This is a genomic window from Ruegeria sp. C6, from assembly GCF_056537625.1.
Map to the genome: position 1 here is coordinate 147,098 of NZ_JBQFRW010000005.1, position 18,913 is coordinate 166,010.

Genomic DNA, 18,913 nt, shown 5'->3' on the forward strand with positions numbered 1-18,913 from the left:
GAGCCATCCTTGCCTACCACATGGTTTTAGCGGCGCGGGCACCCCATTCCTGATCATATTGCGCGCCGCCTTCCTCTCCTGACGTCATTTCCGACAATATCTCGCCAGCCGTCGGCAGGCCCTCGCTTTCATCGTGGCCACTCCAGGTTCTGGCCCGGATCAGGGCGCGCGCGCATTGTGTGTAAATCTCGGATATCTCGATTACGATGACGGTTGCGGGGCGTTTTCCGTGTTTTTCGAACCGGGCGCGCAGGGCTTCATCAGCAGTCAGTTGAGCGTTCCCATTTACCCGAACCACATTGTTCGAACCGGGCACCATGAACAACAATGAGACGCGTGGATCGAGTACGATATTTCGCAGGGAATCCAAGCGGTTGTTTCCCCGCCAATCCGGCAGTGCCAGGGTGCCTTGGTCCAGTTCCAACACAACTGGCCCTTCATCTCCACGCGGGCTGCCATCGACACCTTCGGAGCCGACGGTGCTGAGGATACACAAGCGTGAGGCCATAATCCATTTGCGGTAGAGCGGTGTTAGCCGCCGCGCCACTTTGCGTATGGAGGCTGCGCCGGGCGTGCCATACAGAGCCTCAAGGGCAGTGATATCCTTAACGAATTCCATCCGGATCAAACCCCACTTCTCTCATCAATTCGTTCGAGCGTGTCTCAATCACGTTTTCCAGCCGTTCCAGAAAGGCATTCCGCGCAACGCCGGGTTCGATTGGATTTAGGAAATCGACAATCGCCGTGCCGGGCTTGCGCATGACACCGGTTCTGGGCCAGAAGACGCCCGCATTTGTGGCAACGGGTACGCACGGGAACCCGAGCCCTTCATACAGAACCGCCGTTCCAACCTTGTAAGGCTTGTGTACCCCTGGCGCGACGCGCGTACCTTGCGGGTAGATCACCAACTGACCGGGTTCGCTGAACTCGCGCGCAACATCCTTGACCATTTTGGCAACCGCCGCCCCTCGTTTTCCGCGATTGACCGGGATACATCCCAGACGGCGCGCATACATGCCAATGACCGGCGTCCACAGAAGCTCTCGCTTCATGATGAATTTGCCGTGTGGGATGGCGTCGAAGATTATAATGATGTCCAGAAACGACTGGTGCTTGGCGCCGATCACAACCTCGCCATGTGGGACTTCCCCGCGCACTTCGCAGCGAATACCGACCATCCAGCGGGCCAACCACTTGGTTGTGCGCGCATAGGTTTTGCATGCTCGCAATGCGCCACGCTTGGCGAACAGCGCATAGGGGGCAAAGACAAGCCCCAGCACCAGCATCCAGGCATAGATGGTGATCATAAAGATCAGCGACCGGACCCATTGAATAGCCATGAACATCACGAAAGCTCCTTCAACTTGCGCTGCGCGGCTGACCATGTGGCCAGAAACGCAACGGCCGCGCCCAATACCGGGATCAGCACGGGCAGGATCCAACCGATACCCTGAAACCCAAGGCCAGTGAGAAAACCACCCGCATCCGAGGCTTCGGGGAGCAACAATACACCCGACATACCCAGCAAAGTGCCAACCGCTGCCCCAAACAGCGCCCGGAACGTAAAGCGGCGCACGAACGCTCCGGCGATGAACCGGTCCCGCGCGCCGACCTGACGCAGAACCTCGATTATCTGCGCGTTGGCGGCAAGCGAGGCGTTGGCGGCAAGCGTGATCATGGCGGCAGTGGCGCCACCGATCAGCAGGATCGAAATCCAGCCCAGACGCCGCAGTGAATTGGCCGCATCAACCAATGGCTCGCGCCAGCGAGTGTGATCATCCAGCACTGCGCCCGGCACCTCAGCCCCTAGCCGCAGCCGCAGGCCAGCCGCATCAAGACCCGGCTCACCTTCGATAATCTCTATCAGCTGCGGGATTGGTAAAGTGTCCAGAGGCAAGTCCGGTCCGAACCAGGGTGACAGCAGTGTGGCCTGCTCTTCGCTCGTCAACGCGCGAGCCGAAGCCACACCCGGCGTTTGCTGGAGGACATTCAAAGCAGCCTCGGTTTGCGCCGCACGTTGATCTGCAGGGGCATTGATCCGCAAGGTCGCTGCCCCCGCCAGCTCGGAAGCCCAACGATCCGCCACACGGCCCGAGGCTAAAGAAAGAGCCAGCGCAAAAACCGCCAGAAAGGCCATTGCACCAGACACGAACAGGGTCAATTGCGCGGTAAAGCCCGTGGGTGGCACCACCCGGTCGGCGCGGCTGTCACGGCGCAGCAAATTGCGGATCGTGCCCTTGCTCATAGATCCGCCCCCGCAAGCTGCACCCGGCGCTGCGCGATACGCAGAACGCGAGCCTGAACCTGGCTTTTGGCGGCGCGGATCAGGCTTAGGTCATGGGTGGCGATCAGCACGGTTTTTCCCATCCTGTTCAATTCAACCAGCAGGCGCAGAAGTCGTTGCGACATCTCCCAGTCCACATTGCCGGTGGGTTCATCCGCAAGCACCACATCGGGCGATAGAATGACTGCGCGGGCCAATGCGGCACGCTGGCGTTCGCCCCCCGATAGTTCAGGCGGGTGCGCCTCAAGCCTGCTGCCAAGCCCGACCCAGCCCAGCAGTTCAGTCAGATCGTCCTGCTGCCCATTTTCAGAGCGCCCCGAGACCATCAGCGGCAACGCGACATTCTCGGCCAGCGTCATGTGATCCAAAAATCGGCAATCCTGATGCACCACGCCAATTCGGCGGCGCAGCAGCGCCATCTGATCACGGTCCATGCGGGCGATATCCTCACCAAAGGCCATCAACCTGCCCGAGGTTGGCAACAACGCGCCATAACAGAGTTTCAGCAATGTGGTCTTGCCCGCACCCGAAGGCCCGGTCAGAAAGTGGAACGATCCGGGCTGTAATTGCAGCGAAACATCGCTTAGCAACTCACCACCGCCGTAGGTATAGCTGATATTCTCCAGCTCGATCACGCCTGCCCCCTTTGTTCTGCTCACCTCTTGCCCGAGCGCAGCGGTGGATTCAATGCCTCGGGCGGGGCCAATTGGCGACACTTGGCCCGCGAAACCGAAAACACGCTTTGCTGTTGGGTCTTAACGGAATATCATCCCTGAAAAAACTATTATCAGGCCAGCCTTGAAGGCCAGGAGGCAGAATGCGTTTAACGTGTCCGAATTGCAGCGCCCAGTACGAAGTCCCGGACGAAGTGATCCCCGAGGACGGGCGCGAAGTTCAATGCTCGGCTTGCGAAGAGACCTGGTTTCAGGAAAAGTATCCAGTCGCCAGCAAAGCAGAGCCGGAAGCGAAATCTGCGACTGCAATCCAGGCAGCCTTTGCCGAACCGGAAGATGTTAAGTCAGAGGATGCGCCAGAACCCGATGCGGCCAAGGCCGAGCCAGAAAAGGTTAAGGTAGAAGACACACCAGAACCCGATGCGCCCGAGGAATTGAGTGTTGGAAACGTAGACCCGGCGGTATCCAGCATCCTCAAGGAAGAGGCTGCACGCGAGGCAGAACTGCGCGAGCGTGAAGGCAGCAATCTGGAAAGCCAACCTGATCTGGCATTGGATCCGCCTGAAGAGCCCAAGGTCAAACCGAAACGGCCCTCGGCCACTGAAACCGCCGCTGACGCAGGTCAGAAAGATGAGCTGCCGGATGTTGAGGCGATCAACTCGGGTCTGCGCAGCGACTTGACATCGGACGAAGCTGAAGCCGTTGCTCCGGCCCGCAAATCCGGTGGGTTTCTGCGTGGCTTTGCCTTGATCATTATCATCGGCGTCATTCTGTTTCTGATATATGGCAATGCCAATCAGATCAGCGAGGCGGTTCCTCAGGCTGATCCGATGTTGAAATCATATGTCTCACTGGTCGATCAAGCGCGCCTTTGGCTTGAGACACAGACCGGGGGCGCAGGGCAGAACTAGAACCTTTCGAGCAATCGCTTGAGGTATTCCAACTCGATCTGAGGCCGATCCTGTTCACCGGTCCTACGGCGGATTTCATCCAGCAACTCGCGCGCACGGCGATATACATCTTCGCCTTGCAGCAGGTTGTCGTCGGTCGAGATTGATCCCGCGGAACCTGGCGTACGACCCAATGGATCGCGGTTATTGGCCTGCATGTCGCCGGCCTCGGTCCCTTGACCCGGCTGGTTCTGCTGGTTCTGCGCCAGGGCTTCGCCCAGTGAACGCATGCCTTCGCGCAAGGCTTCCATCGCCTCGGATTGACGGTCAATCGCCTCGGCCAGATCATCGCTGCGCAAGGCTTCTTCGGCGTCGTCCATGGCCCGGCCCGCACGGCCCAATGCTTCGCGCGCAGCGTCGCCTTCGGGTGTACCACCGCCGGGCAGACCCTGTTGCTGCCGATTCAACTCATCCCGCAGCGCCTGCTGCCGATCCGCCAGTGACCCCTGACCTTGCTGGCCTTCACCAGCCTCATCCTGACCCTGGCCCTGGCCGCCCTGGCCTTCATGGCTCTGGCCGCGTCCCAGACCACCGTTGCGACCCTCATTGCCCTGACTTTCGCCCGCTCGCGCACCGGGGTTGAACTGTTCCTGCAGGTCGCGGAATGCCTGATCGCTGAGGCCCTGTTGTTCGCGCAGGGTTTCTGCCAGCCCTTCCATGGCCTGCTGTCCTTCGGACTGGCCACCTTGGCCCTGCCCTTGTGTGACGCGCATGTTTTCCATCATTTGCTGGAACTCTTCCAATGCCTGCTGCGCTTCGGCCATGCGGCCTTGTTCCATGAGCTCCTGAATGCGGTCCATCATTCGCTGCAGGTCATCCTGCGTCATCTGCAGGGTTTCGCCGTTCTGGCCCTGCTGTCCTTGCTGCGTCTCACCGTTTTCCTGCGCCAGACGCTGGAGTTGCCGCATGTAATCCTGTGTCGCTTCGCGCAGCTCCTGCATCAGTTCGGCAATCTCTTCGTCGCTGGCACCGTTCTGCATCGCTTCGGTCAGACGCTCCTGCGCACGGCGCATCCGTTCCAGTGCGTCGGCCAGCGTGCCATCCTCGATCAGAACCGCCAGATCCCACAGTGCTTGCGCAATTTCTTCCTGCTGTTTGACGTTCAGTGCGCTGTATTTGTCGAAGGTCTCCAGCCGCCGCAGGATCACACGCAGACGCAGATACGCTGTATCTGAGCGGAACAGGTCCTCGGGTAGGTGCGAAACCGCGCGCAGCAATTGCGATACACGCAGCGCGTTTTCGCGCGACCAGAGCAGATCGCGCCGCTGTTCGATCACCGCAGCAGCCAATGGGTCAAAGAACCTACGGGCGGGCAGTTCTGTCAGATAAGGTTCTGCCACCGTCTCTTGATCCGCCGCATCGATGGCCATGAGGGTTATTTTCACCGGCAAATGTGCCCAAGGGTGCTGCGAGAAATCCTCGATCAAGTCTTCGGTGAAATCGGTCCGATCGCCTGTAATCGGCATTGGCAACTCGACCGTAATGATCTCGCGCGGTTCTGGCTCGGTCGCAAGACCGAATTGACGGTTGACCGCAGGCAGGTCCAATTCGATCCGGGCGGTGCCGGAGACGATTCCATAGTCATCCGCAGCAGCGAAGGGTAGCTTCATCTGTCCGCCAGCCTCTGATTGCGCCACTCCTGCCGTCGCGATCCTGGGGGCAGTGTCCGGAAGGATCTCAAGCGCCCAATCGCGCCCGGCCGGGCCATCGATCCGCATCTGACCCGAGCGTTCCGCAACAAATTCCTGTTCCGGTTCTGTCGCGGCTTCGGTGCCCAGAGGTGTCGAAGATTCTGTCAGGCTGTGCGCGCCGATCTCGCCGTAGAACCGAAGTGTGATGCGGCTGCCTTTAGGCACCGTCAACGTCGGATCGGTCTGATCTGCAAGGTAGAGCGTTGGCAGCCCGGTGTAGCGCGGCGGTTCAATCCAACCCTCCCAAGTCGGGCCCTGCCCCGCCTGAGCGGTCCCCGGCGTCATGTCAGCGACTGAGCCTATCCGCCAGAACGAGCCGAACAGAGCCGCAACGACGAGTGCCAATAAGGCAGCATAGCGAAGCGCATAGGGATCGCGAGACGCCAGCCGCAAGTCGGGTTTCACCGGATCGGCCTTTGATGCACGATCTGCCATGCGCGTCTGGTGCGCATGCCACAGTGCCACCGAATCCGCATCCATCGCACCGATTGCCTGATCGTCCATCAGTGCTTGTATCGGGCGTCCGGGCAGGGTTTCATCCAGCCGAACCAGCGCCTCGGCCCGGGTTGGCAGGTGGAACCGTCTGATTCCCAAAACCGCTGTCGCAATCAAAGCAATCAATCCGATCGCTGCAGAAATCCAAACGGCTTCAATGCGCACAAGATCGTGCAGACCCAGCATCAGGGCGGCCAGCAGCGCCATAAGAATAGAAAAGAACGGCCAGAAGGCGCGCATCACCTGCTCAGCCAGCATACCCCCGTGCGTCAGCCACAGGGACAGTCTTGGAATTGGCAAGGTCTGGTTGTCGCGCAAGGCAGGCCTCCTGATCGGCCCGACGCGCCTATCGCGTCAAAGCCACTCAGGTATGGTATCGCGGTTTATGATTTCGTCAAAGCTTGGGCGTTCACGAATTACGGCAAATTGATCCCCGTTCACCAGAACCTCAGGGATCAGGGGCCGCGTATTGTATTCGCTAGACATGACTGCACCGTAGGCACCTGCACTGCGGAATGCGATAAGATCGCCCGATTTCAAAGCCGGCATGTTGCGTTGTTTTGCAAAGGTATCCCCGGATTCACAGACCGGACCAACGATATCATACGGGCGCTGTTCGACCCCTGCGGCAGGTTCTTCGACCGCCACTATATCATGATACGCCTCATACATCGCGGGGCGGATGAGGTCGTTCATTGCGCCATCGAGGATCAGGAAATCGCGGTCTTCGCCGGATTTAACATAGATGACCTTGGACACCATCAGACCCGCATTGCCAGCGATCAGCCGACCGGGCTCAATCTCGATCTCACAGCCCAGATGGCCCAGTGTTTTCTTGACCATCGCACCATATTCAACCGGCAGCGGAGGCGCGTCGTTGGAACGGGCATAAGGAATACCCAAACCACCGCCCAGATCGAGGCGGCGGATGTTATGCCCCTCTGCGCGTAGGCGCTCTGTCAGTTCCGCAACCTTCATATAAGCCAGTTCAAACGGCTCAAGCTCGGTTAGTTGTGAGCCGATATGGACATCGATCCCAATCACCTCCAGTCCCGGAAGGCTTGCGGCCAGTGCATAAACCTCGGACGCACGCGAGATTGGGATACCGAACTTGTTCTCGGACTTGCCGGTGGCGATCTTGGCGTGGGTTTTTGCATCCACGTCCGGATTCACCCGAACAGTGATCGGCGCAACCTTGCCCAATTCCAGTGCAACCGCATTGATCACCTGCATTTCGGGCTCGGATTCGACGTTGAACTGACGAATGCCACCGGTCAGAGCGGTACGAATCTCATCCGCTGTCTTGCCGACGCCCGAAAAGACAATCTTGTCTCCGGGCACGCCCGCGGCTTTGGCGCGCAGATATTCCCCGCCCGAAACCACATCCATTCCCGCACCTGCCTGCGCCAGCGTCTTCAGGATGGCTTGATTGCTGGCCGCTTTCATCGCATAGCAGACTAGGTGATCAGTGCCCTCAAGCGCGTCATCGAACAGCTTGAAATGCCGCTGCAGCGTCGCCGTCGAATAGACATAGAACGGGGTTCCGACCGCGGCTGCGATTTCGGAGATTGGCACATCCTCGGCGAAAAGCGCGCCGTCGCGGTAGAGAAAATGATCCATGCCTGCGCGCTTAGACCAAAAGAGGTATGTGGATCAAATGATTCCGGTAGGGTTGTGGTCACCGTCGCGGTTCAGAACGTCTTTGACGCGCCAACCCTCGCATATCCTGAAACCGAGACCCCGGACCCGCTAGGTGCGGCCGTTGGTTCCGTTCGGGGTGCGCCTGACGGGTCGCAAGCTGCAAGTACGGCGAGGCAGAGGATCAGGCCGACAGGTCTCATGCATTTTCTCTTTGTCATTCAGGACGTGTCAGATGCAGATGGGTGTGCGATCAGTAAATTGCAATTTTGGAGTTCAGAGCCCCAGATAAACGCCCAGCCCACCGCGTCTGAGACCAACGCCAACACCGCCATAGGTGCCGCTGCTGCCTACGCCGACGCTTGCGCTCATGGTGGGCTGTATGGGTTCGCCATCGGCACCACACCCGGCCAAGGCCACTGCGACCGCAATCAATAGCACCACCCGTCGTATCTGCATTACACCAGCGCCTTCCATCGCTTGATCTGGGCCCGCACCTGATCCGGTGCGGTGCCGCCATAGGATTGGCGAGAGTTTACCGAATTTTCGACGGTAAGAACAGAATAGACGTCGTCGGTGATGTCCGCGTGGACCGATTGCATGTCCTCCAGCGTCAGATCCGGTAGGTCGCAGCCCTTGCTTTCAGCCATGGCCACCAGCGATCCAGTGACATGGTGCGCGTCGCGGAAGGGCAGGCCCAGCACGCGGACCAACCAGTCGGCCAGGTCGGTCGCAGTTGAAAAGCCAGACCCGGCAGCGGCAGCCAGGCTTTCGCGATTGGCGGTCATGTCCTTGACCATGCCTTCCATCGCGGCAAGTGCCAGCATCCAGTTATCTGCCGCATCAAATACCTGTTCTTTGTCTTCCTGCATGTCCTTGGAATAGGTCAGAGGCAGCCCCTTCATCACCATCATCAGGCCAGTATTCGCACCAAATATGCGGCCAACCTTGGCACGGATGAGCTCAGCTGCATCGGGGTTCTTCTTTTGCGGCATGATTGATGAACCAGTCGAGAAGCGATCAGACAGTGATACAAACCGGAATTGGGCCGAGGACCAGATTACCAATTCCTCGGCAAAGCGCGACAAGTGCATGGCGCAAATCGAGGCGGTCGACAGGAACTCCAACGCGAAGTCGCGGTCGCTGACAGCGTCCAATGAGTTGGCTGCGGGGCGGTCGAAGCCCAGCGCCTCAGCTGTCATCTGGCGGTCGATTGGGAAAGAGGTCCCGGCCAACGCGGCTGCGCCCAAGGGGGATTCGTTCATCCGGGCACGGGCGTCGCGCACGCGGGACAGATCGCGGCCAAACATCTCGACATAGGCCATCATGTGGTGACCCCAGGTTACTGGCTGCGCGGTTTGCAGGTGGGTGAAACCGGGCATGACCCAGTCTGCCCCGGCCTCGGCCTGCGCCAAAAGCGCGCGGATCAGAGCCAGAAGACCGGATTCTGCGGCATCTAGCTGGTCGCGAACCCAGAGTTTGAAATCGGTCGCCACCTGGTCGTTTCGCGACCGGCCCGTGTGCAGACGGCCTGCGGGTTCTCCGATCACCTCTTTCAGTCGCGCCTCGACATTCATGTGAATGTCTTCCAGCGCAGTCGAGAACTGAAATTCTCCGTTCTGAATTTCTGACAAAACGGTGAGCAGGCCTTCCCGAATGGCGTGCGCATCACTATCAGTAATAACGCCTGTGGCAGCCAACATGGCGGCATGGGCGCGCGAGCCTGCGATGTCCTGGGCTGCCATCCGCTGATCGAACCCGATCGAGGCATTTATCGCCTCCATGATCGCGTCTGGACCAGCGGCAAAGCGGCCGCCCCACATCTGGTTCGAAGATTGATCGGTCATGAAAGAAAACCCGGAGTTGATATGCGCCTGTTACGTCTGATCCCCCTTTATATGGCCCTAGCGCTGGGTGCAAACGCCGCTTTGGCAACAGATGCGGCAACGCTTAGCCCATTGCGTGAGGGCAGCCTGAAGCGGCTGATACTGCATAGTGAGCCCAAGCCGGTCAAAGTGGTCGATTTTGAACTAGAAGATGATGGTGGCACCGGATCGCTGGCCGACTACAAAGGCAAGTATGTGCTGCTGAACTTCTGGGCCACATGGTGTGCGCCGTGCCGCAAAGAAATGCCTCAGATCGCTGAACTGCAACAGGAGTTTGGCGGTGACAAATTCGAGGTTCTGACCCTGGCGACCGGTCGCAACACACCTGCCGGGATCAAGAAGTTCTTTGACGAAAACGGCATCGACAACTTGCCGCGCCATCAGGATCCGAAACAGGCGGTTGCACGCGAAATGGGAGTGATTGGCCTGCCGATCACTGTGATCATCGACCCCGATGGCAATGAGATCGCACGCCTGATCGGTGATGCAGAATGGAACTCGGACAGTGCCAAGGCGATAATTTCAGCGCTTGTCGAAGGCAATAGCTGAGGTCCCGCGCGCTCTTGCAGAAAATCTGTGTTAGAATGAGACCGGCCCCAACGGGCCGGTTTTCGTTTGCGACCGGAAGAAAGGGAGACTCCGATGAAACCGGTAGTTCTGTTGATTGGGCGGTTGCCGAATGTAATCGGCAACGTGGCACAACAACTGGATCACCTGCCGATTCAGTGGCTGGGCGCGCATGATCAGGATGAGGTGCGGCGGCAGCTGGACGCGGAACCGCGCATCGCCTGTGCGATCATGGGCGCGGGTCTTGATGACAAGATACGCGGAGAAATGGTTGGCATCATCGCCGCGCGAAGGCCCGATATCTGCATCCATCTCAAAGATCGGGCCTCTGGCCCTGACGGGTTAATGCCGTTTGTCGCACGCATCGTCCAGCATGAGATTCTGGAAAGCCTGGAAAGCGGCTGACGCCACGCCACCTTTGACAGACAAATCGCCCGCTTGCAGGTTATCTGCAGGAGGATGGAATGCCGCTGGAAATACTATTGATCCTCGTCGTCGGCGGCATTGCCGGGGTCGCCTTGCTGCTGCATCTGACGGGCAAATCACGCTTGCAAGTGCTGACGCCCAAGACAGCACAGGAACAGTGGCTGCGTCACTTTCCAGATGATTCAATCATTGACGTAACCGTTGCCCATGATAGTCACGCCGCCCTTATCCGAACCGAAACCGGAGCCGGTCTGCTGTGGTCCTTTGGTGCCGATACCGTGGCCCGCCATTTACGGGATTTCGATTGGCTGGATCATCCCGAAGGCTTTGAAGTCCTGTTCCACGATTTCAGCACTCCTCGGGTCATCGTCCACCTTGATGAGACCGAACGCCAGCACTGGCAATATCTGATGGATCCCGCATGACCGATCACGTGAGCTTTCCCGACGCGGTGCAATGGGCCGTGCCCTTCTTCATCGCGGCCATTCTGGCCGAATTCCTTTGGATCGCGATCAAAGGCCGGGGCGGTAGGTACGAAACCCGCGATGCCTTGACCTCGCTGATCATGGGGGCAGGCAATATCGCCTCGGGCTTTTTGCTGGGCTTCATCGCATATGCGTTTTTCATGTGGCTGTGGCAGATAACACCGCTCAACCTAGGGACCTCGATCCCGGTCATCATCTTGTGCTTTGTACTGGACGATCTGCGGTATTACTGGGTGCACCGCTTTGGGCACCGCATTCGCTGGGTCTGGGCCAGTCATGTGAACCACCACAGCTCACAGCATTACAACCTGACAACGGCGCTGCGGCAGACCTGGACCTATACATTCACCTTTATGATGGTGGTACGTGCGCCGCTAATCTTACTAGGCTTTCACCCGGCGATGGTGCTGTTCGTCGGAGGTCTGAACCTGATCTACCAATTCTGGATCCATACCGAAGCGATCGGCAAAATGCCGCGCTGGTTCGAAGCCGTCATGAATACGCCCAGTCACCACCGCGCCCATCATGGGCGAAATGCGCGATATCTTGATTGCAACTATGCGGGTGTCTTTATCATCTGGGACAAGATGTTCGGCACATTTGTCCCCGAGCAAGAAGATGACAAGGTCGACTATGGGCTTGTCCACAATATCGGCACGTTCAATCCGCTGCGCGTGGCGTTTCATGAATGGGTTGGAATCTGGCGGGACGCCACCCAACCGGGCCTGACCTTGCGCCAACGTCTGGCTTATTGTTTTGCCCCTCCGGGCTATAGCCACGATGGCAGCCGCGACAATTCCCAACAGATCAAGGCCAAGCACCTTGTCCGCCATCCGCAAGATCACGGCACACCGGGATTCGAGCAGTTCGGCACCAAATCACCTGCTTCCACAGCCAAGCGGGCCTAGGTCTCAAAAAGACCTTTTCTTTGCTTGAAATTTGGCACAAGCGCTCCATATCCCCTGAGATGTTTTAAGAGTGCATTTCCGGAGGTCCGCATGTCAAAGCTGATGAGAATTTCTACGATCACAGGTTTGCTGGGCCTCGTCATCGCAATGACCGCCGCACTCAACGGAGCAATGCCCGCGCTATTGGGGCTGGGATATGTCATGGCCGCGCTGGGACTTTTAGGAGCGCTTATCGGTGCGGCTGCTTCGCTGCGTCATGCTTGGCAATCAACACACTGATCTTCCACCCCGCCACCTGCGATAAAATTTTGAGTGTTAACCCCGGTTTTACCTGTCTTCCCTGAAACTGGCCCCGGCCAAAATCATCGGGATCAGGGGAACGGTACGTCATGGGAAACAGGAAACGCGCAGACCTGCCCGAGGGATCGGACGACCCTTTGAGCGCCGCCGTCACTTCACGGGATCGATCGGTGGTACAGATGGCGACCGAAGCCGTGAAGCATAGACAATGCAGGCTGGCGTTCCAGCCTGTCGTTCAAGCACATCCTCCTCAGTGCATCGCGTTCTACGAAGGGTTCATCCGTGTATTGGATGAAACCGGCCGCGTCATCCCCGCGCGCGAGTTCATGCCACAGGTTGAAAACACGCCAATTGGCCGGGACCTTGATTGCGTCGCGCTTGAAATGGGGCTGCGCACTCTGATCCGCAACCCTAGCATCCGCCTGTCGATCAACATGTCCGCGCGGTCCATCGGTTATTCCAACTGGTCGAGTGTGCTGGATAGGTTTCTGAAAAAAGACGCAAGCTTGGGCGAAAGGTTGATTCTGGAAATCTCAGAATCTTCGGCGATGCAGGTGCCCGAACTGGTGGTAGATTTCATGGATCGCCAACAAGCCCGCGGTATCGCCTTTGCGCTGGATGATTTTGGGGCCAGTAACTTTGGCTTTCGCCACTTTCGTGAATTTCTGTTCGATGCCGCCAAGATCGATGGGCAGTTTATCAGGGGCATCAGCAGCAATCCCGACAATCAATCGCTGGTGCGCGCACTGATTGCAGTTGCGCGGGAATTCGAAATTCTTGTCACTGCCGAATCGGTCGAAAGTGACGAAGATGCTCATTTCCTGATCGCAAACGGTGTCGATTGTCTGCAGGGCTTCCTATATGGGGCGCCTTCAGTCACTCCGCCCTGGAGCTCGGAAAAAGCTGCAAAAACGGGCAGTTGATAGCTGCTGGTCGCGCGGAACACCGCCAAGGCTCACTCTGAGACAAGCTGTCCGTTGCTGCAGATGCAGCATTGCGTTATTGCAGAAGATGCTTGAGCGGGGGATCACGAGGCGCTCTTGCACCCGGAGAAGACTTCTCCTTACACCGCGCCGTCAGATTTCCCACAGGACCATGACGGTAAAGGATTGACTTTATGACCAACGTAGTAATCGCATCCGCCGCACGTACGGGCGTCGGTAGCTTTAGCGGTTCGTTTGCGAACACCCCCGCACATGATCTGGGCGCTGCCGTCCTTGAAGCAGTTGTCGAACGTGCCGGGATCGACAAGGGCGAAGTAAGCGAAACCATCATGGGCCAGGTCCTGACTGCCGCCCAAGGTCAGAACCCAGCGCGCCAGGCGCATATAAATGCGGGCCTGCCGCAGGAAAGCGCGGCTTGGGGCATCAACCAGGTCTGCGGTTCGGGTCTGCGTGCTGTTGCTCTGGGTGCACAGCATATCCAGTTGGGCGATGCCGACATCGTTGCCGCTGGTGGACAAGAAAACATGACCCTGTCGCCCCATGCCGCCGCCCTGCGCGCCGGTCATAAGATGGGTGACATGAAATACATCGACACGATGATCCGCGATGGTCTGTGGGATGCCTTCAACGGCTATCACATGGGTCAAACGGCTGAGAACGTCGCCGAGAAATGGCAGATCAGCCGCGATATGCAGGATGAATTTGCGGTCGCCTCGCAAAACAAAGCCGAAGCGGCCCAGAATGCTGGCAAGTTCGCCGATGAAATCGTGCCCTTCACCATCAAGACCCGCAAGGGCGACATCGTGATGGACAAGGACGAATACATCCGCCACGGCGCGACAATCGAAGCCATGGGCAAACTGCGCCCCGCCTTCGCCAAGGACGGTTCTGTCACGGCCGCAAACGCTTCGGGCCTGAATGACGGTGCCGCAGCCACCCTGCTGATGTCGGCTGAGAATGCCGAAAAGCGTGGGATTGAGCCCTTGGCCCGAATTGCATCCTACGCGACCGCCGGACTTGACCCGTCGATCATGGGCGTTGGCCCGATCTACGCTTCGCGCAAGGCTCTGGAGAAAGCTGGATGGTCGGTCGATGATCTGGATCTGGTCGAAGCCAACGAAGCCTTCGCAGCGCAAGCCTGCGCTGTAAACAAAGACATGGGTTGGGATCCGTCGATCGTAAACGTCAACGGTGGTGCAATTGCCATCGGACACCCAATCGGCGCGTCCGGCTGCCGGGTTCTGAACACCCTGCTGTTCGAAATGAAGCGCCGGGATGCCAAGAAAGGTCTCGCGACCCTCTGCATCGGCGGCGGCATGGGTGTCGCCCTGTGTGTGGAGCGTGACTAAGTGCGCTGAAAACTAAATACAAAAGGGCGTCCACTGGGCGCCCTTTTTTGTTACAATCGGATCATACCCCTTAGATGCGACAATATCGCCGGACAGAAAGACAAGATCGATCACGAAACGATATTGCGCACCCTTAACTCTCAGAGTAACAGAATTACCAAGACGACTAAATTTGGAGGAGTCCTAAATGGCACGTACAGCACTCGTAACCGGCGGTTCCCGCGGCATCGGCGCAGCAATTTCCAAGGCGCTGAAGGCCGAAGGATACAATGTTGCCGCCACTTATGCAGGCAATGACGAAGCCGCCGCAAAGTTCACCGACGAAACCGGTATCAAAACCTATAAATGGAATGTTGCGGATTACGACGAATCCAAAGCGGGTATCGAAAAAGTCGAGGCCGAGGTCGGCCCGATCGACATCGTGGTCGCCAACGCAGGCATCACCCGCGACGCACCGTTCCACAAGATGACACCTGAACAGTGGCATCAGGTCATCGACACCAATCTGACTGGTGTTTTCAACACCGTGCACCCGGTATGGCCGGGTATGCGCGAGCGTAAATTTGGTCGTATCATCGTGATCAGCTCGATCAACGGTCAGAAAGGCCAGTTTGCGCAGGTCAACTATGCCGCAACCAAAGCGGGCGATCTGGGCATCGTGAAATCTCTGGCGCAGGAAGGTGCGCGGGCCGGTATCACGGCCAACGCGATCTGCCCCGGCTACATCGCGACCGAAATGGTCATGGCCGTGCCGGAAAAAGTGCGCGAATCGATCATCGGTCAAATCCCGGCTGGTCGTCTGGGTGAACCGGAAGAAATCGCGCGTTGCGTCGCCTTCCTGGCATCGGACGATTCGCAGTTCATCAACGGCTCGACCATTTCCGCAAACGGTGCACAGTTCTTCGTCTAAACCGGCGACCTGAGAATGAAAACGGGCCGGTCCATCAAGGACCGGCCCTTCTTTTATCCCGTAAGATCACGCGCGCTGCGATCAGCGGGAACCGAATAGCCAGGACCAGAATCCTACAACCGCCTTGCCGCGCTCTTCATGAGCGCGGTGAATGGCGTTCTGAATGGCTGGGTTTGTTGTCATCTCGATCATGCTGAACCCCTCTCAATCAAGTTGGATTTGTCTTGCCATCAACATGGCCTTTGATTTTAAATTGCACAAACGAGAGTTTTCGATCCTTCAGTTCAGAAAAACTTAACCGACATGACCGACCGCCTGCCTCCGCTGACTGCTTTGCGCGCCTTCGATGCCGCCGCACGAAATATGTCGTTTGCCAAGGCGGCGGAGGAGCTGAACGTGACCCCGGCTGCCCTGTCCTTTCAAATCAAGTCGTTAGAAGAGCATCTGGGCCACCCCGTGTTTCGCCGGCTCAATCGCGCCGTCGAACTGACCGAAGCCGGGCGCACATTGGCACCCGGAACCGCAGATGGCTTTGCCGCCCTGCAAGCCGCGTGGCAAGCGACGCGGAGGCTGCAGGATGAAACCAGCCTAACGGTTACAGCAGGCCCTGCCCTGACAGCGAAATGGCTGGCACCGCGCCTTTATGAGTTTGCCCGTGCAAATCCGGGGATTGACCTGAAATTCTCGGCCACTCTGCGCAACATGGACCTTGAACGGGATGACGTGGACGTGGCGATCCGCTTTGGTTATGGGCCGGATGAGGGGCTCTATTCGGTTCCCGTCCGCAAGGAGTGGCTGACACCGGTTATGACCCCGGAGCTGGCCGAACAATTCCCCACGCCTGCGTCGTTGCGCGACGCCCCCCTGATCCACGACGATTCGATCAGTTTCCTCAAGCCGCGTTGCGACTGGCCTGCATGGTTCCGCGCGGTGGGATTGGACTTCACACCGACCCATGGGGCGCATTTTTCAAACGCCGATCACGCCATCGATGCTGCCGTGGCCGGGGTGGGCGTGGTTCTGGGGCGGCGCGCCATGATCCTGAAAGACCTGACCGAAGGGCGACTGGTCGCGCCGTTCAAAGTGGCACTGGAGACCGCCGGGCGATTTCGTTTCCTCTGCCTGCAAGGGGCAGAGAAGCGACCGCAGATCGCAGCGTTCCGCGACTGGTTCATATCCGAGATTGAAAAGACCGCGCATATATCGGATGAGTTTGAAATCATCCCTGTTGAGAAGGTAGCTGGTGAATGAGCAGAATGGGCGCGACCGCGATTGGTTTTGTCGCCGTTTTGCTATGGTCTCTGCTGGCGCTGTTCACTGTGGGTTCGGCCCCGACGCCGCCTTTGTTGTTGAACGCGATCTGTTTTACCATCGGCGGTACGCTGGGTCTGATTTGGACATTCGCCAGCGGCGGGCTGGGTCAACTGCGCCAGGTCGCGTGGACGACATACCTGCTTGGATCAATTGGCCTTTTTGGCTACCACGCGCTGTACTTTTCAGCCCTTCGCATGGCCCCTGCAGCCGAGGCTGGGCTTATCGCTTATCTCTGGCCTTTGCTGATCGTTCTTCTGTCAGGTCTGCTGCCCGGAGAACATCTGAAACCTGGTCACCTTATCGGAGCCTGCCTTGGCTTTGCTGGAGCCGCCGTCATCATCACGGGTGGTGGCAGCGCAGGGTTTCAGGTCCAGCATCTGCCCGGCTACGGGCTGGCCTTGCTGTGCGCGCTTACATGGTCCAGCTACTCGGTTCTATCGCGACGGCTGGGTGATGTGCCGACAAGTTCGGTCGCGGTGTTCTGCATTTTGACGGCGATCGCCTCATGGGCCTTGCATTTCACGGTGGAAGAAACGATCTGGCCGCAAGGCACATTTGGCTGGGCCTCGACCTTTGCACTTGGCCTGGGACCGGTTGGGCTGGCGTTCTATGTCTGGGATATCGGCGTCAAGCGCGGGGACATTCAAATACTGGGCACCGCCTCATACGCGGCACCTTTGCTATCGACGCTTGTGTTGGTTCTGGCCGGGATCGCCGCCCCGTCCTGGGGCCTGGCGATCGCGGCCTTGTTTGTCACCGGTGGCGCTGCCATCGCGGCCCGCGCCAGCCTGAAGGCCTAGAACCTTAGGTCGACAGGCGCTCGATCTCTTCTTTTAGCTTCAGCTTTTGCTTCTTCAGCTGTGCGATATGGAGATCGTCAATACCAGGTGAGCGTTGCGCTTCTTCCACTTCAAGACCGAGAATTTCGTGTTTTTTCTTCAACTCCGTCAGATGTGCGCTCACGCTCATGGCGGTCCTCCTTCTCTGGTTTGTAAGTGTCACGTAAGAAGTTGATCACATCATTTCCAGCCTGTCACGCTGCAGACGCACGAAATCTATAATAAATCCGACAAATTCGGCTGGTCATTGCCGATCAGGCAAAGTGCCCGGTCAAATCCGCCGCATCGCGCAACACCGCCGAAACCACAGGAGTATAGCTTTCACCGTCTTCTACGTGCTGTTCACCGAGGTGCAGAATCAGCGGAGCGTGCAGCCGAAATGCGGCGCGTCCGCCCTTTCTGGCGCGCAAAACCACTAGCTCAGCCCCGCGATCCACACGGGGGGCCAGAGGTAGCACCTGAATCGAGCCCAAGCGGCCCGCGCACCCCGCAAGCATATCGGGCAGCCGGTCTGCCCTCTGGATCATGTGAAGATAACCGCGCGGCGCCAGACGTCGGGCGGCGACATTGATCCAGTCCTCAAGCGGCGTGTCTTCACCCAGTGCGATCTGCCGACCCGCGTCGGTGGCAGGGCTATGCGCGCCTGCCCGGTAGTAGGGCGGATTGGCGATCACATGATCGAACTGTTCTTGTCGCAGATCATTCGGTAGTGCGTTCAAATCCGCCTCAACCACGGTGATCGCTGCGTTTTGTTCCGAATTGCGGCGGGCCAGATCTGCATAGCCAGCCTGCAGTTCAACCCCAGTTGCCTTCAGGTGCGGCACTCGCGCCATTAGGCACTGAATAGCAGCCCCTGCCCCGCAGCCCAATTCCAGCACCGACTGGCCAGCTTGTGCCGGGACCGATGCCGCCAGTAAGACCGGATCGACCCCTGCACGATATCCTGAGCGCGGCTGCCACAGACGCACACGCCCGCCCAGAAAATCATTGCAGGTCAGATCACTGTCGGAAAAGCTGCTCATCGCCCCAGCGGGATCTCGTTATCGCGCATGACCCGTTCGGCGCGGGTCAGATCATCTGCCCGCACCATCAGGCGACGGGGAAAGATTCCGATGCCGCCTTCTAGGATGCTCATATTTACGTCCATCTGAAAGCAGTCTATATCCTCGCCCTCAAGGAGAGCCGTTGCAAAGGCTAGGATTGTCGGATCGGTGCTGCGCAATAGTTCTTTCATGGGGATGGATGTAAGGGCA

General features: G+C 58.4%; 22 protein-coding genes. 11 read left to right on the forward strand and 11 right to left on the reverse strand.

Features of this window, described 5'->3' with window-relative positions; all coding sequences use genetic code 11:
* Positions 1–13: 13 nt before the first annotated feature.
* The 4 genes from ACR0MJ_RS16290 to ACR0MJ_RS16305 are packed head-to-tail and all read right to left on the reverse strand — an operon-like array spanning position 14 to position 2,919.
* Entirely contained in the window at positions 14–619 is a 606-nt protein-coding gene (locus ACR0MJ_RS16290; protein WP_170612867.1) for a pyridoxamine 5'-phosphate oxidase family protein, read from the reverse strand.
* Positions 606–1,346 carry a lysophospholipid acyltransferase family protein gene (locus ACR0MJ_RS16295; protein WP_480571499.1) on the reverse strand — a complete coding sequence of 247 codons (741 nt, stop codon included), beginning with the start codon at positions 1,344–1,346 and terminating at the stop codon, positions 606–608. Before ACR0MJ_RS16295 ends, ACR0MJ_RS16290 begins: the two co-directional genes overlap by 14 nt.
* Positions 1,346–2,245: a cell division protein FtsX gene (locus ACR0MJ_RS16300; protein ID WP_480761758.1), complete on the reverse strand. Its 900-nt coding sequence runs from the start codon at positions 2,243–2,245 to the stop codon at positions 1,346–1,348. The genes ACR0MJ_RS16295 and ACR0MJ_RS16300 overlap by 1 nt, the downstream gene beginning before the upstream one ends.
* On the reverse strand, positions 2,242–2,919 hold the full coding sequence (locus tag ACR0MJ_RS16305) for a cell division ATP-binding protein FtsE (RefSeq protein WP_170423929.1): 678 nt from the start codon (positions 2,917–2,919) through the stop codon (positions 2,242–2,244). The genes ACR0MJ_RS16300 and ACR0MJ_RS16305 overlap by 4 nt, the downstream gene beginning before the upstream one ends.
* Positions 2,920–3,101: 182 nt before the next feature.
* Between ACR0MJ_RS16305 and ACR0MJ_RS16310 the strand changes: the two genes are divergently transcribed.
* The gene (locus ACR0MJ_RS16310) at positions 3,102–3,869 is read left to right on the forward strand and encodes a zinc-ribbon domain-containing protein (protein ID WP_480761759.1); all 768 of its coding nucleotides are present in this window, start codon (positions 3,102–3,104) and stop codon (positions 3,867–3,869) included.
* On the opposite strand, the gene ACR0MJ_RS16315 is transcribed toward ACR0MJ_RS16310, so the two are convergent.
* The 4 genes from ACR0MJ_RS16315 to argH all read right to left on the reverse strand — a co-directional run bounded on the left by ACR0MJ_RS16315 (position 3,866) and on the right by argH (position 9,579).
* A complete protein-coding gene (locus ACR0MJ_RS16315; RefSeq protein ID WP_480761760.1) occupies positions 3,866–6,412 on the reverse strand; it encodes a TIGR02302 family protein in 2,547 nt (848 codons plus the stop codon). The two genes, ACR0MJ_RS16310 and ACR0MJ_RS16315, sit on opposite strands and share 4 nt — an antisense overlap.
* A gap of 36 nt (positions 6,413–6,448) precedes the next feature.
* Positions 6,449–7,714: a diaminopimelate decarboxylase gene (lysA, locus tag ACR0MJ_RS16320; RefSeq protein ID WP_170408351.1), complete on the reverse strand. Its 1,266-nt coding sequence runs from the start codon at positions 7,712–7,714 to the stop codon at positions 6,449–6,451.
* A gap of 294 nt (positions 7,715–8,008) precedes the next feature.
* Positions 8,009–8,191 carry an argininosuccinate lyase gene (locus ACR0MJ_RS16325; RefSeq protein WP_480761762.1) on the reverse strand — a complete coding sequence of 61 codons (183 nt, stop codon included), beginning with the start codon at positions 8,189–8,191 and terminating at the stop codon, positions 8,009–8,011.
* A complete protein-coding gene (gene argH / locus ACR0MJ_RS16330; RefSeq protein WP_170408352.1) occupies positions 8,191–9,579 on the reverse strand; it encodes an argininosuccinate lyase in 1,389 nt (462 codons plus the stop codon). Before argH ends, ACR0MJ_RS16325 begins: the two co-directional genes overlap by 1 nt.
* Positions 9,580–9,600: 21 nt before the next feature.
* On the opposite strand from argH, the gene ACR0MJ_RS16335 reads away from it, so the two are divergent.
* The 10 genes from ACR0MJ_RS16335 (at position 9,601) to yddG (ending at position 17,621) form a co-directional block, all read left to right on the forward strand.
* Entirely contained in the window at positions 9,601–10,167 is a 567-nt protein-coding gene (locus ACR0MJ_RS16335; protein ID WP_480761764.1) for a TlpA disulfide reductase family protein, read from the forward strand.
* A gap of 93 nt (positions 10,168–10,260) precedes the next feature.
* Complete coding sequence (locus ACR0MJ_RS16340) at positions 10,261–10,590, forward strand: hypothetical protein (RefSeq protein WP_170395756.1); 330 nt, start codon at positions 10,261–10,263, stop codon at positions 10,588–10,590.
* A 59-nt stretch (positions 10,591–10,649) separates the two neighbouring features.
* Positions 10,650–11,036 (forward strand): hypothetical protein, encoded by a 387-nt coding sequence (locus ACR0MJ_RS16345; protein WP_170395754.1) that lies wholly within the window; start codon positions 10,650–10,652, stop codon positions 11,034–11,036.
* Positions 11,033–12,004, forward strand: a complete 972-nt coding sequence (locus ACR0MJ_RS16350) for a sterol desaturase family protein (RefSeq protein ID WP_170395752.1) — start codon at positions 11,033–11,035, stop codon at positions 12,002–12,004. The genes ACR0MJ_RS16345 and ACR0MJ_RS16350 overlap by 4 nt, the downstream gene beginning before the upstream one ends.
* Before the next feature lie 90 nt (positions 12,005–12,094).
* On the forward strand, positions 12,095–12,283 hold the full coding sequence (locus tag ACR0MJ_RS16355; RefSeq protein ID WP_480761765.1) for a hypothetical protein: 189 nt from the start codon (positions 12,095–12,097) through the stop codon (positions 12,281–12,283).
* A 110-nt stretch (positions 12,284–12,393) separates the two neighbouring features.
* Positions 12,394–13,227 carry an EAL domain-containing protein gene (locus ACR0MJ_RS16360; protein ID WP_480761766.1) on the forward strand — a complete coding sequence of 278 codons (834 nt, stop codon included), beginning with the start codon at positions 12,394–12,396 and terminating at the stop codon, positions 13,225–13,227.
* Positions 13,228–13,421: 194 nt separating this feature from the next.
* Positions 13,422–14,597 carry an acetyl-CoA C-acetyltransferase gene (locus ACR0MJ_RS16365; protein ID WP_170395746.1) on the forward strand — a complete coding sequence of 392 codons (1,176 nt, stop codon included), beginning with the start codon at positions 13,422–13,424 and terminating at the stop codon, positions 14,595–14,597.
* 187 nt (positions 14,598–14,784) lie between these two features.
* On the forward strand, positions 14,785–15,507 hold the full coding sequence (phbB, locus tag ACR0MJ_RS16370; RefSeq protein ID WP_170395744.1) for an acetoacetyl-CoA reductase: 723 nt from the start codon (positions 14,785–14,787) through the stop codon (positions 15,505–15,507).
* A gap of 303 nt (positions 15,508–15,810) precedes the next feature.
* Positions 15,811–16,758, forward strand: coding sequence for a transcriptional regulator GcvA (locus tag ACR0MJ_RS16375; RefSeq protein WP_170408356.1), 948 nt, complete (start codon positions 15,811–15,813; stop codon positions 16,756–16,758).
* Complete coding sequence (gene yddG, locus ACR0MJ_RS16380) at positions 16,755–17,621, forward strand: aromatic amino acid exporter YddG (protein ID WP_480587280.1); 867 nt, start codon at positions 16,755–16,757, stop codon at positions 17,619–17,621. Before ACR0MJ_RS16375 ends, yddG begins: the two co-directional genes overlap by 4 nt.
* Before the next feature lie 4 nt (positions 17,622–17,625).
* Here the strand turns inward: yddG and ACR0MJ_RS16385 are convergent, their stop codons facing one another.
* From ACR0MJ_RS16385 to ACR0MJ_RS16395, 3 genes are all read right to left on the reverse strand, one after another.
* Positions 17,626–17,790 (reverse strand): YdcH family protein, encoded by a 165-nt coding sequence (locus ACR0MJ_RS16385; RefSeq protein WP_170395738.1) that lies wholly within the window; start codon positions 17,788–17,790, stop codon positions 17,626–17,628.
* A 124-nt stretch (positions 17,791–17,914) separates the two neighbouring features.
* Positions 17,915–18,682 carry a methyltransferase gene (locus ACR0MJ_RS16390; protein ID WP_170395736.1) on the reverse strand — a complete coding sequence of 256 codons (768 nt, stop codon included), beginning with the start codon at positions 18,680–18,682 and terminating at the stop codon, positions 17,915–17,917.
* Positions 18,679–18,894, reverse strand: coding sequence for a putative signal transducing protein (locus ACR0MJ_RS16395; protein WP_008755664.1), 216 nt, complete (start codon positions 18,892–18,894; stop codon positions 18,679–18,681). Before ACR0MJ_RS16395 ends, ACR0MJ_RS16390 begins: the two co-directional genes overlap by 4 nt.
* Positions 18,895–18,913 lie beyond the last annotated feature (19 nt).

What these genes read in the sequence shown, in the direction of transcription:
- ACR0MJ_RS16290 (WP_170612867.1), bottom strand. Translation starts at nt 619, where the DNA reads ATGGAATTCGTTAAGGATATCACTGCCCTTGAGGCTCTGTATGGCACG.
- ACR0MJ_RS16295 (WP_480571499.1), bottom strand. Translation starts at nt 1,346, where the DNA reads ATGTTCATGGCTATTCAATGGGTCCGGTCGCTGATCTTTATGATCACC.
- ACR0MJ_RS16300 (WP_480761758.1), bottom strand. Translation starts at nt 2,245, where the DNA reads ATGAGCAAGGGCACGATCCGCAATTTGCTGCGCCGTGACAGCCGCGCC.
- ACR0MJ_RS16310 (WP_480761759.1), top strand. Translation starts at nt 3,102, where the DNA reads ATGCGTTTAACGTGTCCGAATTGCAGCGCCCAGTACGAAGTCCCGGAC.
- lysA (WP_170408351.1), bottom strand. Translation starts at nt 7,714, where the DNA reads ATGGATCATTTTCTCTACCGCGACGGCGCGCTTTTCGCCGAGGATGTG.
- ACR0MJ_RS16325 (WP_480761762.1), bottom strand. Translation starts at nt 8,191, where the DNA reads ATGCAGATACGACGGGTGGTGCTATTGATTGCGGTCGCAGTGGCCTTG.
- argH (WP_170408352.1), bottom strand. Translation starts at nt 9,579, where the DNA reads ATGACCGATCAATCTTCGAACCAGATGTGGGGCGGCCGCTTTGCCGCT.
- ACR0MJ_RS16335 (WP_480761764.1), top strand. Translation starts at nt 9,601, where the DNA reads ATGCGCCTGTTACGTCTGATCCCCCTTTATATGGCCCTAGCGCTGGGT.
- ACR0MJ_RS16340 (WP_170395756.1), top strand. Translation starts at nt 10,261, where the DNA reads ATGAAACCGGTAGTTCTGTTGATTGGGCGGTTGCCGAATGTAATCGGC.
- ACR0MJ_RS16345 (WP_170395754.1), top strand. Translation starts at nt 10,650, where the DNA reads ATGCCGCTGGAAATACTATTGATCCTCGTCGTCGGCGGCATTGCCGGG.
- ACR0MJ_RS16350 (WP_170395752.1), top strand. Translation starts at nt 11,033, where the DNA reads ATGACCGATCACGTGAGCTTTCCCGACGCGGTGCAATGGGCCGTGCCC.
- ACR0MJ_RS16355 (WP_480761765.1), top strand. Translation starts at nt 12,095, where the DNA reads ATGTCAAAGCTGATGAGAATTTCTACGATCACAGGTTTGCTGGGCCTC.
- ACR0MJ_RS16360 (WP_480761766.1), top strand. Translation starts at nt 12,394, where the DNA reads ATGGGAAACAGGAAACGCGCAGACCTGCCCGAGGGATCGGACGACCCT.
- ACR0MJ_RS16365 (WP_170395746.1), top strand. Translation starts at nt 13,422, where the DNA reads ATGACCAACGTAGTAATCGCATCCGCCGCACGTACGGGCGTCGGTAGC.
- phbB (WP_170395744.1), top strand. Translation starts at nt 14,785, where the DNA reads ATGGCACGTACAGCACTCGTAACCGGCGGTTCCCGCGGCATCGGCGCA.
- ACR0MJ_RS16375 (WP_170408356.1), top strand. Translation starts at nt 15,811, where the DNA reads ATGACCGACCGCCTGCCTCCGCTGACTGCTTTGCGCGCCTTCGATGCC.
- yddG (WP_480587280.1), top strand. Translation starts at nt 16,755, where the DNA reads ATGAGCAGAATGGGCGCGACCGCGATTGGTTTTGTCGCCGTTTTGCTA.
- ACR0MJ_RS16385 (WP_170395738.1), bottom strand. Translation starts at nt 17,790, where the DNA reads ATGAGCGTGAGCGCACATCTGACGGAGTTGAAGAAAAAACACGAAATT.
- ACR0MJ_RS16390 (WP_170395736.1), bottom strand. Translation starts at nt 18,682, where the DNA reads ATGAGCAGCTTTTCCGACAGTGATCTGACCTGCAATGATTTTCTGGGC.
- ACR0MJ_RS16395 (WP_008755664.1), bottom strand. Translation starts at nt 18,894, where the DNA reads ATGAAAGAACTATTGCGCAGCACCGATCCGACAATCCTAGCCTTTGCA.